Origin of the sequence: Sorangium sp. So ce1036 (assembly GCF_051369805.1) — a bacterium.
Taxonomy (GTDB): Bacteria; Myxococcota_A; Polyangia; order Polyangiales; family Polyangiaceae; genus Sorangium; species Sorangium cellulosum_F.
In genome coordinates this window covers 73,946-88,802 of record NZ_JBBMOX010000001.1, presented here as the reverse complement: position 1 = coordinate 88,802, position 14,857 = coordinate 73,946, and the positions used below count along the sequence as shown (strand labels likewise).

Sequence of the window (14,857 nt, the reverse complement as noted above, 5' to 3'; positions counted from 1 at the left end):
CGGAACGCAAGCCCCGGAGGGGAGCCCCCCAGCGCCCCCACGACCCGCAGACGCCAGGACGCATGGACGGCCAGCGCTCGCCGCGGTAGGCACATCGACGTGCACGTCGGACTCGATCGCCTCCCGGATCTCCCGCTCCTCAGGCGCATCCGGTCGGCTCGCCTGGGGGTCCTCGCGCACCCGGCGAGCGTCGACCGCGAGCTCACCCACATCGCCTCCGTCCTCGATCGCCTCGGCGTCCGCCCGCGCCTCTTCTTCGGCCCGGAGCACGGCTACGGCGGCGAGGCGCAGGACATGGCGACCGTCCTGAGCGCCGTCGACGCGCGCTCCGGCGCCCGCGTCGTCAGCCTGTACGGCGAGCGCTTCGAGGATCTCTCGCCCGCCGCGGAGGATCTCGCCGAGATCGACCTGCTCCTCATCGATCTCGCCGACGTGGGCTCGCGCTACTACACGTTCGTCTGGACGGCGCTGCTCGCGCTCAGGGCGGCGCAGGCGGCGGGCGTGCACGTCGTGCTGCTCGACCGGCCGAACCCCCTCGGCGGCGCGGCCGAGAGCGTCGAGGGCGCGACGCAGGCGCCGGGGTTCCTGTCGTTCGTGGGCCTCGAGCCCGTGCCCATCCGCCACGCGCTCACCGCCGGCGAGCTGGTCGCGCTCTTCGCGCGGCGCGAGGGCATCCCGCTCGGCGACGTCGCCTGCGGGCTGGAGGTCGTCGCCGTCGAGGGCTGGCGCCGCGAGGCGCTGGCCGCCGCGTGGGACCGGCCGTTCGTCCTCCCCTCGCCCAACATGCCGACGGCGGACACCGCGCTCGTCTACCCGGGCGGCTGCCTGCTGGAAGGGACGAACCTGTCCGAGGGGCGCGGCACGACGCGCCCGTTCGAGATCGTCGGCGCCCCCTGGATCGACGGCCACGACCTCGCCGCGCGCCTCGCGTCGACGGCGCTCCCCGGCTTCGTCGCGCGGCCGCTCACGTTCCGGCCCACGTTCCAGAAGCACGCCGGCGCGACGTGCGGCGGCGTCCAGATCCACGTGACGGATCCGGGCGCCTTCCTGCCGGTCGCGACGTACGTCGCGCTCGTCGCCTTTGCCCGGAGGCAGCGCCCGGAGCAGTTCCGCTTCCGCACCGAGCGGTACGAGTACGTCGACACGATCCCGGCGTTCGACCTGCTCACCGGGTCCGCGGCCGCGCGCCTCGCCATCGAGGCGGGCGAGGATCCCCTGGCGATCGCGATGGAGGTGTCGCGCCCGGATCCAGGCTGGCCCGAGGTGATGCGCGAGGCGCAGGCGGCGTCGGAGGCCGCGCGCGCCTCGTAGCGCCCCTCGCGAGCGGGGCGCTGCGCGCCCGCGCGGCTCAGCGATCGTACCGGTCGTACGGCTCCGGCCGGGAGAGCACGCCGGCCACGTAGCGCGTCGTCATGACGACGAGCACGAGCAGGATCCCGGTGGCCACGAAGAAGGTCCGCGTCGGGCCCTCGGCGGAGAAACGGAACATCCAGGGAGAGGCGAGGAGACCCACGCCGAACGAGAGCTCGAGCGCTCCGTGCACGGCAAACGGGATCTTCCTGGCGGCGCCGAGCGGATGATCGGACAGCAGCGACACGATGAAGTGCGCGAGCGCGGTGGAATAACAGACCGCCGCCGGCGCCGGCTCGAAGCGCAGCGCGAGCGGCGCGGCCACGAGCAGAGAGACGATCGCGTAATCGATGTATCCATGGAGGCGGGGAGACAGGAGCTTCATCGGTCCCTCCTTGGAGGAGCGCTCCCCACCGGTGCATTGCATGTGCCGAGGAGAGGGCGACATCGCGCGCGCAGACCGCGTCGGAACGCCACGCCCCCGGGGAGCAGCGCGGATATCGCTCGTCCGGGACGGGCGCGAGGGTGCCTGTCATGCTCACTCCATGAGGGGCGCGTGATCTCGTGCGATCTCGCGGACAGCCACCGACAGAGACACGGCGCGGGTTGACGTGATCCTCGCGGGGCGCGAGGTCCATCGCATGCTGCCCGGAGAGCGCCCGCCCCCGCGACCCGAACCGCGGCTGACCGGGCGGGTCGTCCTCCCCGGCGACCCTGGATACGACGACGCCCGCGAGGTCCACAACGCGCGGATCTCGCGCAATCCGGGCGCCATCGTGTTCTGCCAGGACGCCGGGGACGCCGCGAACGCCGTCCGGTGGGCGGCCGCGCGGGGCGTGGAGATCCGGGCGAGGAGCGGCCGGCACTGTTACGAGGGGTTCTCCGTCGTCGACGCGGGGCTCGTCATCGACGTGAGCGATCTCCGCGGCGTCCGCGTCGACCGCGAGCGGGGCGTCGCCGTCGTCGGGGCCGGCGCCGACCTGCTGACCGTCTACGACGCGCTCGGGCAGGTGGGCGTCACGATCCCCGGCGGCACGTGCCCCACGGTCGGCATCGCGGGGCTCACGCTCGGCGGCGGGTTCGGCCTGCTCTCCCGCGCCCTCGGCCTCACCTGCGACAGCCTGCTCGCCGTCGAGATGGTCACCGCGGACGGCGACGTGATCCGGGCCGATGAGGGCGAGCACCAGGATCTCCTCTGGGCCTGCCGGGGCGGCGGGGGCGGCAACTTCGGCGTCGTCACGTCGTTCACGTTCAAGACGCACCCTGTCTCCGAGGTCTCGATCTTCAGGATCGCCTGGCCGTGGGCCGAGCTCCCGGGCGTGATGGAAGCGTGGCAGGCGTTCGCGCCCTGCGCCGACGACCGACTGACCTGCTTGCTGCAGCTCAGGGCGCGGTCGAGCGGCGAGATCGCGTGCATCGGCCAGCTGCTCGGGGCGGGGCAGGAGCTCTATCGGCTGATCCAGCCGCTCCTCGCGGCCCGGGCGGCGCCGTCGAGCGTGTCCATCGACACCGTGCCTTACCTCGGCGCGGTGGGCCAGATGGGCGGGCTCGGCCGCGATCCCGACCGGTGGACCGTGCACGCGCACCAGGCGCAGGAGCGCTACAAGAACTCGTCGGCCTATGCCCACGACCGATTCGGAGGCGACGCGATCGCGACCCTGTCGGCCGCGCTCTCGGGCGCGCCGAGCTCGAGGTGCCTTGTCCAGCTCGACGCCTACGGCGGCGCCATCGGCCGGATCGCGCCCGACGCCACGGCGTTCCCGCACCGGCGCGCGCTGTGGAGCCTCCAATACCAGGCCTACTGGACCGCGCCCGCCGAGGAGGCGGAGAACGTCGCGTGGGTCGAGCGGCTCCGCCGCGCGATGCTGCCCCACGTGCGGGGCGCCTACGTCAACTACATGGACGCCGAGATCGAGGATTGGCCCGAGGCCTACTACGGCGCGAACCTCCCGCGGCTCGCGGCCATCAAGGCGCGGTACGACCCGCGCGACCTGTTCCATTTCCCCCGGTCGATCCCGCGCCCTCCGCCGGCCGCGGCGAGCGCTCCGCCGGCCGCGCGCGCGGGCGAGTAGCCGCCCCGCGCGCCGGGGCGCCGGCGCTCAGCGCACCGACAGGAGCTCGTCGAGCACGGCATTGTATTCGTCGATGAGGGGGTGCGGCGGCAGCGCTCGAGACATCCCCCGCAGCTCCTCGAACCTGGCGACCTGCGTCTCCCTGCCGCGCTTGAACATCGGCCACGGATCGCCGTGCTCCTGCGAGCAGACGATGATGGACTGGAAATTGTCTATCTTGTCCGCCAGCGTGATCGCCTGCGCGTCCCAGGGCTTCATCGGGAACGCCTCGAGGTAGAGCCGCTTGCGCTCCTCCCAGGGCAGCGACCTGTCCTGCTCGGTCACGTGGCGGACGAGCGTGGCGACGCGCTCGCCGAAGCGCTGGAGCAGCTCGTCGAACGTGACGCCCTGGTCCTCGATGGAGTCGTGCAGCGCGCCCGCCGCCACGACCTCCTCGTCGAAGCCGTGGCGCGCGAGCACGATCGCCACGCCGGCGAGGTGGCTGATGTACGGGACGTCGACGTTCGGATACTTGCGCCTCTGTGCCCGGTGCCAGACGGCGGCCTGGTCGAGCGCGCGCTTGAGGAGGGTGCTCATCGCGATGCCCGCACCATAGCCGCTCGGCGCCCGGAGCGCAGGCGCCCCGACGCCTGGCGCGGCGCTCGATCCGGCGGGCCGCGCGCTGCAGCCGCGCTGTGCCGTGTCGCCCGGCGCGCGGCCGCGCCCGGGCGCACGCCCGGCGCGGCGGCAGGCGAGCGCGCGACAACCTCTCGTTCGTTCAGATGGTCCGGGGAGGTGCGCGCAGGTGCTACGAACGTGCGGCGCCTGTCGTGGGTTGCCGGAGACGACGCAATTGCCGGTCTGTATACTGGTCCGCGACAGCATCTTATATCGTCATGCGAAACCCGCCGACACAGCAGGGTGCCACCACATGAGATCTTGGTCTTTCGTATCCATCGCCGCCGCCCTCGCCGCCCTCGCCGCGGCGCCCGCGCCGGCGCGCGCGCAGGACGCGCCCCAGGAGCCCGGGGGCATGGCGCTGAGCCGCTTCGTCCCGGCCCCGGCCGGGGACCGCATGTTCAGCGTGCCGTCGCCGTTCTCGCCAGGCCACCTCACGCCTCACGTGATGCTGCTGGCCGACTACGCGAGCAATCCGCTCGTCCTCCGGCGCGAGCGCGATGACGCGGAGCTCGGCGCGATCGTGAGCGATCAGCTCACGTTCCGGCTCAACGCGTCGCTCCCGCTCTGGAACAGGGTGAGCTTCGATCTCGACGCGCCGCTCACCGCGCTGCAATCGGGGGACAGCCCGAGCGGCGGCGGCCAGGCGTTCGCGTCCCCGAGCGGCGCGGAGCTCGGGGACCTGCGGCTCGGCGCGCGGGTGGGGCTCTTCGGCGCGTACCACGACCCGCTCCAGGTCGCGGTGGGCGCGTACCTCTGGCTGCCCACGGGCGCGGACGACTCCTACGTGAGCGACGGCAGCGTGCGGGCGATGCCGTACCTCGCCGCCGGCGGACGCACCCAGGCGCTCGTGTGGTCGGCCGCGCTGGGCGCCGAGCTCCGGCGCTCGCAGTCGTTCGGCGGCGTGACGCAGGGGACGATGCTCATCCTGGGCGGCGGCGTCGGGTTCCTCGCCGCGGACGGCCGGCTCCAGGTCGGGCCGGAGCTCAGCACCGCGATGGTGCTCGAGGACATCGACAGCCGCGCCGTCAACGCGGAGCTCCTCCTCGACGCGAGGTACCGGGTCCTCCCCTTCCTGGAGGCGGGGCTCGGCGTGGGGCCCGGGCTCACCTCGGGGATCGGGACGCCGGATCTGCGCGCCGTCGCGATGGCCGCCTTCACGCCGGAGCAGCACCCGCCGCCGCCGGACCGGGACGGCGACGGCATCGCCGACGCCGTCGACGCCTGCCCCTTCGTGGCGGGCGTCGCGAGCGACGACCCCAAGAAGCACGGCTGCCCGCCCCCGCCCGACAGGGACAAGGACGGCATCCTCGACGCCGTCGACGCCTGCCCCTTCGCGGCGGGCATCGCGAGCGACGACCCCAGGAAGCACGGCTGCCCGCCCCCGCCCGACAGGGACAAGGACGGCATCGTCGACGCCGTCGACGCCTGCCCCTTCGTGGCGGGCGTCGCGAGCGACGATCCCAAGAAGAACGGCTGCCCGCCGGACCGGGACGAGGACGGCGTGCCCGACGGCGAGGACGCCTGCCCGGACGTCAAGGGGGTCGCGTCGGAGGATCCGGCGAAGAACGGCTGCCCGGGGGACACGGACGGCGACAGCTTCAAGGACGACACCGACGCCTGCCCGAGGGAGAAGGGCTTCGCGGACGAGGACCCGACGAAGCACGGCTGCCCGAAGGCGGTGCGGGTGACCGAGAAGCACGTCGTGATCCTCCAGCAGGTGCAGTTCGACACGGCCAAGGCCACCATCAAGCCGGTGAGCGATCCGCTGCTCGACGAGGTCGCCCAGGTCCTGAAGGAGCACCCGGAGATCGTGCTCATCGAGATCGAGGGCCACACCGACGACCGCGGCACCGACGAGTACAACCGGGTGCTGTCGCAGAACCGCGCCAACTCGGTCATGGCGGCGCTGGTCCGCCGCGGCATCGACGCGACGCGGCTGACGGCGCAGGGCTATGGCCGGAGCCAGCCCCTCGCCGACAACAAGACGGAGGCAGGGAGGCAGAGGAACCGGCGCGTCCAGTTCAACATCATCAAGAAGGCCGCGAACAGACCGCAGGCTGAGACGGGAGAGAAGCGATGAGAAAGCAGTTGAGCATCACGGGGCTCGCGTCCCTCACGCTGATCGGCCTCACGGCCGCCAGCGCGACGGCCGAGCCCAAGCTGCGCGTGCAGGTCGAGCAGCCGGGCGACTTCGCGCTCATCGGGAGCTCGCTCGGCCAGGAGTGCCGCCGCGCGACGCCGAGCCCGATGGCCGGCACGGTCGGCGACTGCGGCGCGTCGACCGTCGAGTCGGGCCCCGACCTCTTCTGGCGCTCCGACTCGCCCGCGGAGGGCCGGGCCGAGGCCAACCTCGATATCGCCCCGGAGGCGGCGCGCACGACCGCGGTGCTGACGCTGCCCGAGGGAGCGACGGTGACCCACGCGTTCCTGTACTGGGCGGCGCGCAACACGGCCGGCGCCGACCAGGAGGTCGAGCTCCACCACGAGGGCGGCGAGGGCGGCGCGGTCACCGCGATCGACTCGGTCGAGACGGTGATCAACCAGGGGCGCCCGGACGAGACGCACAACTACCAGTCGGTCGCCGACATCACCGCGATCGTGAAGGGGAGCGGGCCGGGGGCGTACCGGGTGGGCGGCGTGGACGTCGTCGACGTCCGGAACAGCGACGACGACGTGGTGTTCGCGGCCTGGTGGATGGTGGTGTTCTACGAGGCGCCGAGGTCGCCGATGCGCAACCTCGCGCTGTTCGACGGCCTCGACCGGGTCTCGCAGGGCAACTCGCAGCGCGTGGAGCTCTCGGGCTTCAAGGTGCCCGACGCCGGGTTCAGCGCGAAGCTGGGGATCATCGCGTTCGAGGGCGACAACACGAACTCGGGCGACAGCGTCTTCTTCAACCCCAAGAACCCGGGCAAGCCCGACGTGGCCGAGGCGCTGAGCGACGCGATGAACCCGGCCGACAACTTCTTCAACAGCACGCGCTCGGCGTTCGGAAAGCCGGTGTCGGTCGAGGGCGATCTCCCGAGGATCCCGGGCACGCCGCAGAGCATGTCGGGGGTCGACATCGACATCGTCGACGTGAGCGCGAAGCTCGTGCCGGGGCAGGAGCGGGCCACGCTGGTGGCCACGAGCACCCAGGAGCTCTTCTTCCTCGCGGGCTGGGTGACCTCGATCGCCAACATCGGGCACGACTTCAGCAAGTCGAGCAAGGTGGCCACGGACCTCGGCGGGCTGCCGACGTACCGCGGCGACGTCGTCGAATACCGCATCACGGCGTCGAACACGGGCAACGACGACGCCGTGGGCGCGGTGTTGACCGACCCGCTGCCGCCCTTCGTGACGTTCGTCCCCGGGTCGCTGGAGATCGTCGAGGGCCCCGGCGCCGGGCCCCAGACGGACGCGCCGGGCGACGACCTCGGCGAGTACGATCCCGAGGCGCGGACCGTCACGTTCCGGCTCGGCGACGGGGCGGACGGGGCGCAGGGCGGCCGCATCCCCGCGGGGGAGAGCGTGACGGTGCGCTTCGAGGTCACGATCGACGAGGACGCGCCGGATGTCATCGCGAACCAGGCGAAGATCTCCGCCGCGGGCGCGCTCGGCGCCCCGCGCAGCGACGACCTGACGGACGGCAACGGCGACGGCGCGGGCGCGCCGCCGACCGAGCTCGCGGTGGAGCCCGAGCGCTTCTACGCGGTCGGGAGCGGCGTGTTCGGGCCGTGCGCGGCCAGCCCTGGAGGCCGGGCCGGGGGCGCCGCCTGGCTCGCCGCGGGCCTCGCGCTCGCGGGGCTCCTCCGCCGGCGGCGCCGCGGCTAGAGCACCGATCGCCTCTGACGGCTCGAGCGTGACATGTCACGGGGCACGACGTGCCATGTCGCGCGCATGACCGATGAGGCCGCCGGCCAGCGCCATTCACTCCGCCGCGTAGTAGCAGACCTCGAGCTTCGGCCTGCGCGCGACGTCACCGTGCTCGCTCGCACGGAAATCGGTCCTGTCGGCGGCGTCGACCAGGGCGACACCATGGTTCGGCTGGACGCCGTCGACCCAGCCCTGGACGAGCGATGTCAGCCCGGCCGACGCGAACGCGTCGGTCTGCGCAAGCGTGAGGAGCGAGGCCTCGACGGCCGGGCTGTGGCCGCCGAAGTTGCCGGCGTCGACGGTCGCCTCGTCCCAGGCGCCGCTCACGCGGTGCACGGTGACCGCGCTGCCGGCGGGCTTCCAGGCGTACGACAGGGAGAGGGTCGCCGACGCCACGCGCGAGCCCGCGGGGATGAAGGAGAGATCGAAGGCGACCAGCGCCGTCAGCGGGCGCTCCGCGACCGCGCTGGTGACGAGATAAGGATACCCGCCGTACGACCAGCCGGTCGTGGCGTCCTCGACGAGGGCGTCCTGCACGCCGCCGAACGTGCCGCGCTGGACGCGGACGCACGCGAGGTCGCAGGCATCGCCGGTCCCGTCGCCGTCCGAGTCCGCCTGGCCGGGGTTGGGCGCCGTGGGGCAGTTGTCGAGCGCGTCAGGGATGCCGTCGCCATCCATGTCCGGCGCGATGCGGAACCGCGCCACGCCGGGATCGTGGTCGCTGGCCTGGTCGGCGAACTCCGCGTTGACGTGGACGACATCGAAGCCCATGAGCTTCGGCCCCGCCAGGCCGGGGCTGACCAGCACGTGGTCGAGCACCTGGCCATTGCCGTCGTACACGTACGTATAGCGCTCCTCGGGCGGGAGCGTCTCGATCAGCGTGGTCAGCCCCGCGCCCTTGAGGACCTCGAGGGGCGCCGAGAACTGGAAATCGTTCAGGTCGCCCAGGACCACGACGTTCGCGGACGGGTCGCGATCGAGGATCTGCCGCACGAAGCCGGCGACCACGGCCGCCTGCTGCAGCCGCTGCGCCTCGCTCGAGAGGGTCGGGGGCTGGAAGCGCCCGCTCAGCGGCTCGTCGCCGCCCTTGGAGCTCCAGTGGTTGGCCACCACGAACAGCGGCTGGCCGTTCCAGCGGAGCTCGCCCGCGAGCGGCTTGCGGCTGCTCGTGAAGGCCGGGTTGGCCGGGTCGATGCGGCCGGGGCTGTACCGCAGCGCCACGCCGCCCGCCTCGCCGACGACCTCGTTGGGCGTGAGGGGTCCCGCGCCCGGGCGGTCGACGAACTCGAGGCCGCGGTCGGTCCGGAACAGGAAGCCCACGCGGATGTTGCCGCCCGGCTGGCCGCCGTCCGCGCCGTCGACCGGGTCGATGCTCCGGAACGCGTACGTCGGCCCGCCCGGCACGGCCGCGACCGCGGCGATGAGCCGCGCGAACGTCTGCGAGGCGTCCACCACGCCGTCGTTGGTCGGGCCCGTGTCGTCCTGGATCTCCTCGAGCGCGACGAGGTCGGGGCCACCGAGGTGATCGACGAGGATGCGCGCGAGGCGATCGAACTTCTCCTGCGGATCCCCCGGATCGAGGTTCTCGACGTTGAACGCGGCGACGTCGAGGTCGTCGGCGCTCCGCGCTCCCAGCGACACGGTCTCGCGCGTGAGCGCCGAGGTCGCCGCGGGGAGCCCATCGCCGACGGGCAGGAGCTTGAAGTTGGCGAAGTTGTAGTCGATCGTGCCCACGATGGGCCCGGCGAACGTCGCGCCGACGTCGAGCGCCGGCGGGGAGGCCCGCAGGGGGAGCTGGAGCAGGATCCGCTCCGGGTTGGCGTCGCCGGGGCCGAGGACGATGGCGCCGCGCGCGCTGCGCAGGCCGGCCGCGGCGCCGGTCGCGTCGTCGCGGTCGCCGGGGATCAGCGCCATCTCCGCGGTGCCCGAGCTCGTGAACGTGCGGGTGGGGCCCACGACGACCGGGCTGTTCAGGCTCACCCGCATGCCCTCGAGGCTCTCCCAGAAATCGAGGCCGTCGGCCTCGGGGTCGAAGTCGCCCGAGCTCTCCACGCTGCCGCTCGCGTCGTCCTCGATGACCTGCGCCGGGGGCCTGCGCGCGCCGGGCGCGAAGCCGATCGGGACCGGGGCCGGCAGCGCATGGCCGCTCGAGAGGACGGTGATCTGCGGGCGGCTGAGCTCCGTGACGGTCAGGTTGTCGTACCCGCTGCCGCGGGCGGGCGTGCACGGCTCGGCGCAGCCGCCGCGGAACTCGACCACCTCGCCGGCGAGCTCGACCAGGTCGCCCGGGCTCACCGCCGGGGCGGTGCCGGTGAAGACGAACAGCCCCTCCGAGGTGGCCGGATCGCCGTCCGGCTCCGTCGACTCGACGGTGAAGCCGTTGCCGCGCAGGCTCGCGACGACGCCCGTCGTCCTCACGACGGCGCCCGCGAGCGGCGACAGGTGCGCGCGCCCCTGGATGTCGTGGATGGCGACGACCGGCGGGGGGTCGTCGACCGGCGGGGGGTCGTCGACCGGCGGGGGGTCGTCGCCGCACGCGGACGCGACGGCGGCCAGGGTGTTGCGCGGGGTGGGCGCCCCGGTCGCGAGGTCGTCGGCGTTGCTGGACGTGTCCTGGCAGCCCGCGCGCCGCCGGATCGAGGCCGTCGCGTTGGCCGTCGCCGGCGCCGGCGCGGAGCCCTCGAAATAGGTGGCGCCGCCGTAGCCGACGAGATCCTCGAGCAGCGCCTCCTGGGCCGTCGAGCACGGGGACGACCCGCCGTTGCAGCCGAGGCCCGCGGCGCCCCGGACCAGCGCGACCTTCCCCGCCGAGCCGCTCAGGTTGATGGGGGTCGCGTCGACGACGTCGGGGGCCGGGAGCGGGGCGCCGTTGCCCGACCCCGCGGCCCCCTGGACGAGCAGGTACTGGCCGGGTTGCAAGGTGATCGCGGGCAGCTCCGTGCGCTGCGAGGCCGTGGCCCCGAGGGCGCCCGTGCCGGTGGCGCTCGCGTACTGGATGGACCACCCCGCGAGGGACACCGGGCTGCTCGACCGGTTGAACAGCTCGACGAAGTCGTGGGTGTAGGCGGCGCCGGCATTGCCGCCGCCGCCGTACACCTGGCTGATGACCACGCGCCCGCCCGGGAGGGTGACGGCCTGTTCGGCGCGACCGAGCTCGCCGTCGGCCGGCGCGCCGCCGCAGCCGCAGGCGGTCGCGAGCGCCATGACCGCCGTCCACCGGAGGCGGCGGCGCCGGAGCGGAGAATCCCAACCACGCGAGATACACGAGCCGGCGCGCTCGGACCAGGAGAGGTTTCGCACGATGACACCTAATGGCGTTGAAGGAGCAATTGCAGGGAACGGGCGCTGCAACGCAGCAGCAGCCACGGTGACACTATGGCCCTTCGGACATCGCGCCTGCAACGTCCTCATGGAGCGTTGATGACCTGCCCGATTGCCCCCTGGGCGGAACCCGACCAGCCCCCGCGCTTTTCGCCCGGCGCCGGGCCGCTGGTTGCAGCGAGATCCTCGGCGAGGCGTGCGACGCATGTCACGCTCCAGCCGTGACATGTCACACGCCGGCCGTGACATGTCACGCTCCCGCCGTGACATGCCCCGCTCGCGACCGGTCATGCGCGCCGGCGCGCGCCCCCGGCCGAGGGCACGCCTCGACCGGGCTTTCGGCGAATGTGCTCCGAGCAGCCGGGCCTGGGGGAGGCGCGCGGTCAGGGTAGGCGCGGCGCGTCGACTGGCACCCCCCTTGCTCGGCGCCCGCTGGCCGAGGTTCAGGCTGGCTCCGGGGAGACCCGAAGTCTCGGCCGCTCGCGAGCTCGCCTTCCTCGTTCTTGGCTGGGCGCGTAGCAGCTCACGCGCCTTTCACCTGCTCCACAAGAGGACTGCTTCGATGATGCCTCCCCGTGCATATTCCCTGTCGGAGAACGACCCCCGTGCCTCTCGACGGGGCGCTCTCCCCGCTCCGACGGATCGCGCCGTGCCCCGGCGGACGACGGACGTCACGCCCCGCGCAGGCCGCCTGTCGGCGCATGCGCTGGTCCCCCTGGCCGCGCTCGCGACGAGCCTCCTCGCGTCGGCGTGCGCCGGCGGGGGCGCGGAGGCGGGCGATCTGGACGAGCCCGTGCTCGCGGCGTCAAGCGCGCTGCGCGCCCTGGGGCCCGGCGCCATCTCCGCCGGGACCAACCACACCTGCGCGATCTTCGAGGGCGGCTTCGTCAAGTGCTGGGGGAGGAACGAGAGCGGACAGCTCGGCCTCGGCGATACGGACCCTCGCGGCGTCAGCTCGGCATACAACACCATCCCGTTCGTCAACCTCGGGAAGGGGCGCACGGCGAAGGCGATCTCGGCCGGCGGCTCGCATACCTGCGCCATCCTGGACGACGACACGGTCAAGTGCTGGGGCTCGGGCAGCAACGGTGTGCTCGGCATCGGGGTGAGCACATCCACCGTGGTCGGCGATTCCCCCTCCGAGATGGGCGACAACCTCCCGATCGTCAATCTCGGCACCAACCGCACGGCCAAGGCGATCTATGCCCACAAGAACCGCACGTGCGTCATCCTCGACAACGATCGGGCCAAGTGCTGGGGCGCGAACGTCTACGGCTCGCTCGGCCAGGGCCTCTACGATCCCATGAACTACATCATCGGCGACGACGTGACCGAGATGGGCGACAATCTCCCGCCGATCGAGCTCGGCGCCGGGCGCACCGTCAAGAGCATCGCCATAGCGACCGAGCATTTCGCTTGCGCGTTGCTCGACGACGACACGGTCAAGTGCTGGGGCAACAACGGGTTTGGGGCCCTCGGCCTCCCGGGGGGCACGGCGGGCGATCACACGGATGACCTCGGCGATGCCCCGGGAGAGATGAGCAGCATCGATCCCATCGATCTCGGCACCGGTCGCACGGCCCAGGCCATCGCCGCCGGGGACAACCACGTCTGCGCCGTGCTCGACAACGGGCAGGTCAAGTGCTGGGGCGCCAACGAGGCGGGCGAGCTCGGCTACAGCGACTCGCCCGAAAAGCGCGGCGATGACGCCGGCGAGATGGGCGACGACCTCCCGCGGGTCGACCTCGGCACCGGCCTCCTCGGCGCCGACCTCACCGCCAAGGCCATCACCGCGAGCGGCAACCGCACCTGCGTCCTGCTCACCAACGACGGGATCAAGTGCTGGGGGAGCAACTACCTCGGCGCGCTCGGGGTCGGAGACTCGACCCCGCGAGGCCATGTGGCCGGTACCATGGGCGACGACCTGCCGCTCGTCAACATCGGCACGGAGGTCGTGGGCTCGACTCCCCTCGTGCCGATCACGATCGCGGCCGGCGACGACCACACGTGCATCATCGAGTCCACTCATCATCGGATCAAGTGCTGGGGCGCCGACACCTTCGGCCAGCTCGGCGTCGGTGTGCCCACGTTCGATATCCCGGCCGCCCGCGGTGATGTTCCCTGGGAGATGGGCAACGCGCTCCCCTTCGCCTTGACGGGCAGCCAGACCGCTTCCCAGGTCGCGGTCGGCTACAATCACGTCTGCGCGCGCCTCACGTCGGGCAGCGCCAAGTGCTGGGGGTACAACAGCCTCGGTCAGCTCGGGCTCGGCGATGACGACGCCCGGGGCGACGAGCCCTACGAGATGGGGGAGGGTCTCGATGAGGTCCTGGTCGGCGAGGTGACGTCGATCATCACCGGCGAGTCGCTCACCTGCGCGTTGCAGGAGCTCCCCTCCTCGTCGCTCAAGGGCATCAAGTGCTGGGGCAGCAGCTGGGGCGGGAAGCTCGGCAACGGCGCCACCAGCAGCCAGGGCGACAGCGCGGCCGAGATGGCGAGCCTCGACTTCATCGACCTCGGCACGCACCTCGGCACGGATCGTACCGTCAAGTCCGCGTCCGCGGGCAACAGCCATGTCTGCGCCGTGCTCGACGACGACACGGTCAAGTGCTGGGGCTCGAACACCTACGGCCAGCTCGGGCTCGGCGACACCACCCACCGAGGCGTCCTTGCCAGCGACATGGGCGACAACCTCCCCACGGTTTACCTGGGTGCGGACCGCAAAGTCAAAGCCGTGGCGACCGGGGCCACGCACACCTGTGCGCTGCTCGACAACAACACGGTCAAGTGCTGGGGCGCGAACGACTACGGCCAGCTCGGCATCGAGAGCTCCGCTGACCAGGGCGACCAGGCTGGCGAGATGGAGATCCTCGATCCCGTCTACCTCGGGGTTGACCGTACGGCCAAGGCCATCTCGGCGGGCGCTGCGCACACTTGCGCGCTGCTCGACAACAACACGGTCAAGTGCTGGGGCTCGAACGGCTACGGCCAGCTCGGCATCGAGAGCTCCGCTGACCAGGGCGACCAGGCCGGCGAGATGGCCATCCTGCCGGCGGTCGACCTGGGGGCCGAGCGCACCGCCAAGGCCATCTCTGCGGGCAGGAACCACACCTGCGCGCTGCTCGACAACGACACGATCAAGTGCTGGGGAAGAAACTCGTTCGGTCAGCTCGGCCTCGGTAACACCTCGCCGCGCGGGCTCAGCTCCGGCACGATGGGGGACTACCTGCCCGTGGTCGATCTGGGCTTCGGCCGCAGGGCCCAGGCGGTCGTCGCCGGGGTCAACGCCCACGCGACCTGCGCGCTGCTCGATACGGGCCACATCAAGTGCTGGGGGGAGAGCGTCGGCGGCAGGCTCGGCGGCCCTGGTTGCGCCGGCACCAGCCCTCACTGCGGCGACGAGGCCGGTGAGATGGGCGACGCGCTCCCGGTGATCGACCTGGGCCGCTCCTTCCTCTAGAACGCCGATCGCGCTGGAGCTCCGCGGCGATCCGCCGATGGGAGAGAGAACCGCAAGGGCGCAAGGAACAGAGGGGAGAGGGGCACACCCCTCTCTCCCTTGCGCCCCTCGTGCGCCCTTGCGGTCCGTCCGCTGCCGGGGC

At 72.5% G+C, this 14,857-nt stretch carries 8 protein-coding genes; 5 read left to right on the top strand and 3 right to left on the bottom strand.

Features of this window, described 5'->3' with window-relative positions; genetic code table 11:
* Window positions 1-99: 99 nt before the first annotated feature.
* Window positions 100-1,311, top strand: coding sequence for an exo-beta-N-acetylmuramidase NamZ family protein (locus WMF31_RS00130; RefSeq protein WP_436600012.1), 1,212 nt, complete (start codon window positions 100-102; stop codon window positions 1,309-1,311).
* Between the two features lie 37 nt (window positions 1,312-1,348).
* Here WMF31_RS00130 and WMF31_RS00125 read toward each other — a convergent pair whose 3' ends face one another.
* Entirely contained in the window at window positions 1,349-1,735 is a 387-nt protein-coding gene (locus tag WMF31_RS00125; RefSeq protein ID WP_436600011.1) for an SPW repeat domain-containing protein, read from the bottom strand.
* Between the two features lie 256 nt (window positions 1,736-1,991).
* Between WMF31_RS00125 and WMF31_RS00120 the strand changes: the two genes are divergently transcribed.
* Window positions 1,992-3,422 (top strand): FAD-binding oxidoreductase, encoded by a 1,431-nt coding sequence (locus WMF31_RS00120; RefSeq protein WP_436600010.1) that lies wholly within the window; start codon window positions 1,992-1,994, stop codon window positions 3,420-3,422.
* A 27-nt stretch (window positions 3,423-3,449) separates the two neighbouring features.
* On the opposite strand, the gene WMF31_RS00115 is transcribed toward WMF31_RS00120, so the two are convergent.
* Entirely contained in the window at window positions 3,450-3,998 is a 549-nt protein-coding gene (locus tag WMF31_RS00115) for an HD domain-containing protein (RefSeq protein ID WP_129354662.1), read from the bottom strand.
* Window positions 3,999-4,332: 334 nt separating this feature from the next.
* Between WMF31_RS00115 and WMF31_RS00110 the strand changes: the two genes are divergently transcribed.
* Together WMF31_RS00110 and WMF31_RS00105 are read left to right on the top strand one after the other, a co-directional pair.
* Window positions 4,333-6,162, top strand: a complete 1,830-nt coding sequence (locus WMF31_RS00110; RefSeq protein WP_436600009.1) for an OmpA family protein — start codon at window positions 4,333-4,335, stop codon at window positions 6,160-6,162.
* Window positions 6,159-7,892, top strand: a complete 1,734-nt coding sequence (locus tag WMF31_RS00105; RefSeq protein WP_436600008.1) for a DUF11 domain-containing protein — start codon at window positions 6,159-6,161, stop codon at window positions 7,890-7,892. Before WMF31_RS00110 ends, WMF31_RS00105 begins: the two co-directional genes overlap by 4 nt.
* Before the next feature lie 96 nt (window positions 7,893-7,988).
* Here the strand turns inward: WMF31_RS00105 and WMF31_RS00100 are convergent, their stop codons facing one another.
* Complete coding sequence (locus tag WMF31_RS00100) at window positions 7,989-11,138, bottom strand: DNRLRE domain-containing protein (RefSeq protein ID WP_436600007.1); 3,150 nt, start codon at window positions 11,136-11,138, stop codon at window positions 7,989-7,991.
* 766 nt (window positions 11,139-11,904) lie between these two features.
* Between WMF31_RS00100 and WMF31_RS00095 the strand changes: the two genes are divergently transcribed.
* On the top strand, window positions 11,905-14,715 hold the full coding sequence (locus WMF31_RS00095; protein ID WP_436600006.1) for an RCC1 domain-containing protein: 2,811 nt from the start codon (window positions 11,905-11,907) through the stop codon (window positions 14,713-14,715).
* The last annotated feature ends 142 nt before the right edge of the window (window positions 14,716-14,857 follow it).

Excerpts from the sequence above, each read along its gene's own strand:
- WMF31_RS00125 (WP_436600011.1), bottom strand. The coding sequence starts at position 1,735 with ATGAAGCTCCTGTCTCCCCGCCTCCATGGATACATCGATTACGCGATC.
- WMF31_RS00120 (WP_436600010.1), top strand. The coding sequence starts at position 1,992 with ATGCTGCCCGGAGAGCGCCCGCCCCCGCGACCCGAACCGCGGCTGACC.
- WMF31_RS00105 (WP_436600008.1), top strand. The coding sequence starts at position 6,159 with ATGAGAAAGCAGTTGAGCATCACGGGGCTCGCGTCCCTCACGCTGATC.
- WMF31_RS00110 (WP_436600009.1), top strand. The coding sequence starts at position 4,333 with ATGAGATCTTGGTCTTTCGTATCCATCGCCGCCGCCCTCGCCGCCCTC.
- WMF31_RS00115 (WP_129354662.1), bottom strand. The coding sequence starts at position 3,998 with ATGAGCACCCTCCTCAAGCGCGCGCTCGACCAGGCCGCCGTCTGGCAC.
- WMF31_RS00100 (WP_436600007.1), bottom strand. The coding sequence starts at position 11,138 with ATGGCGCTCGCGACCGCCTGCGGCTGCGGCGGCGCGCCGGCCGACGGC.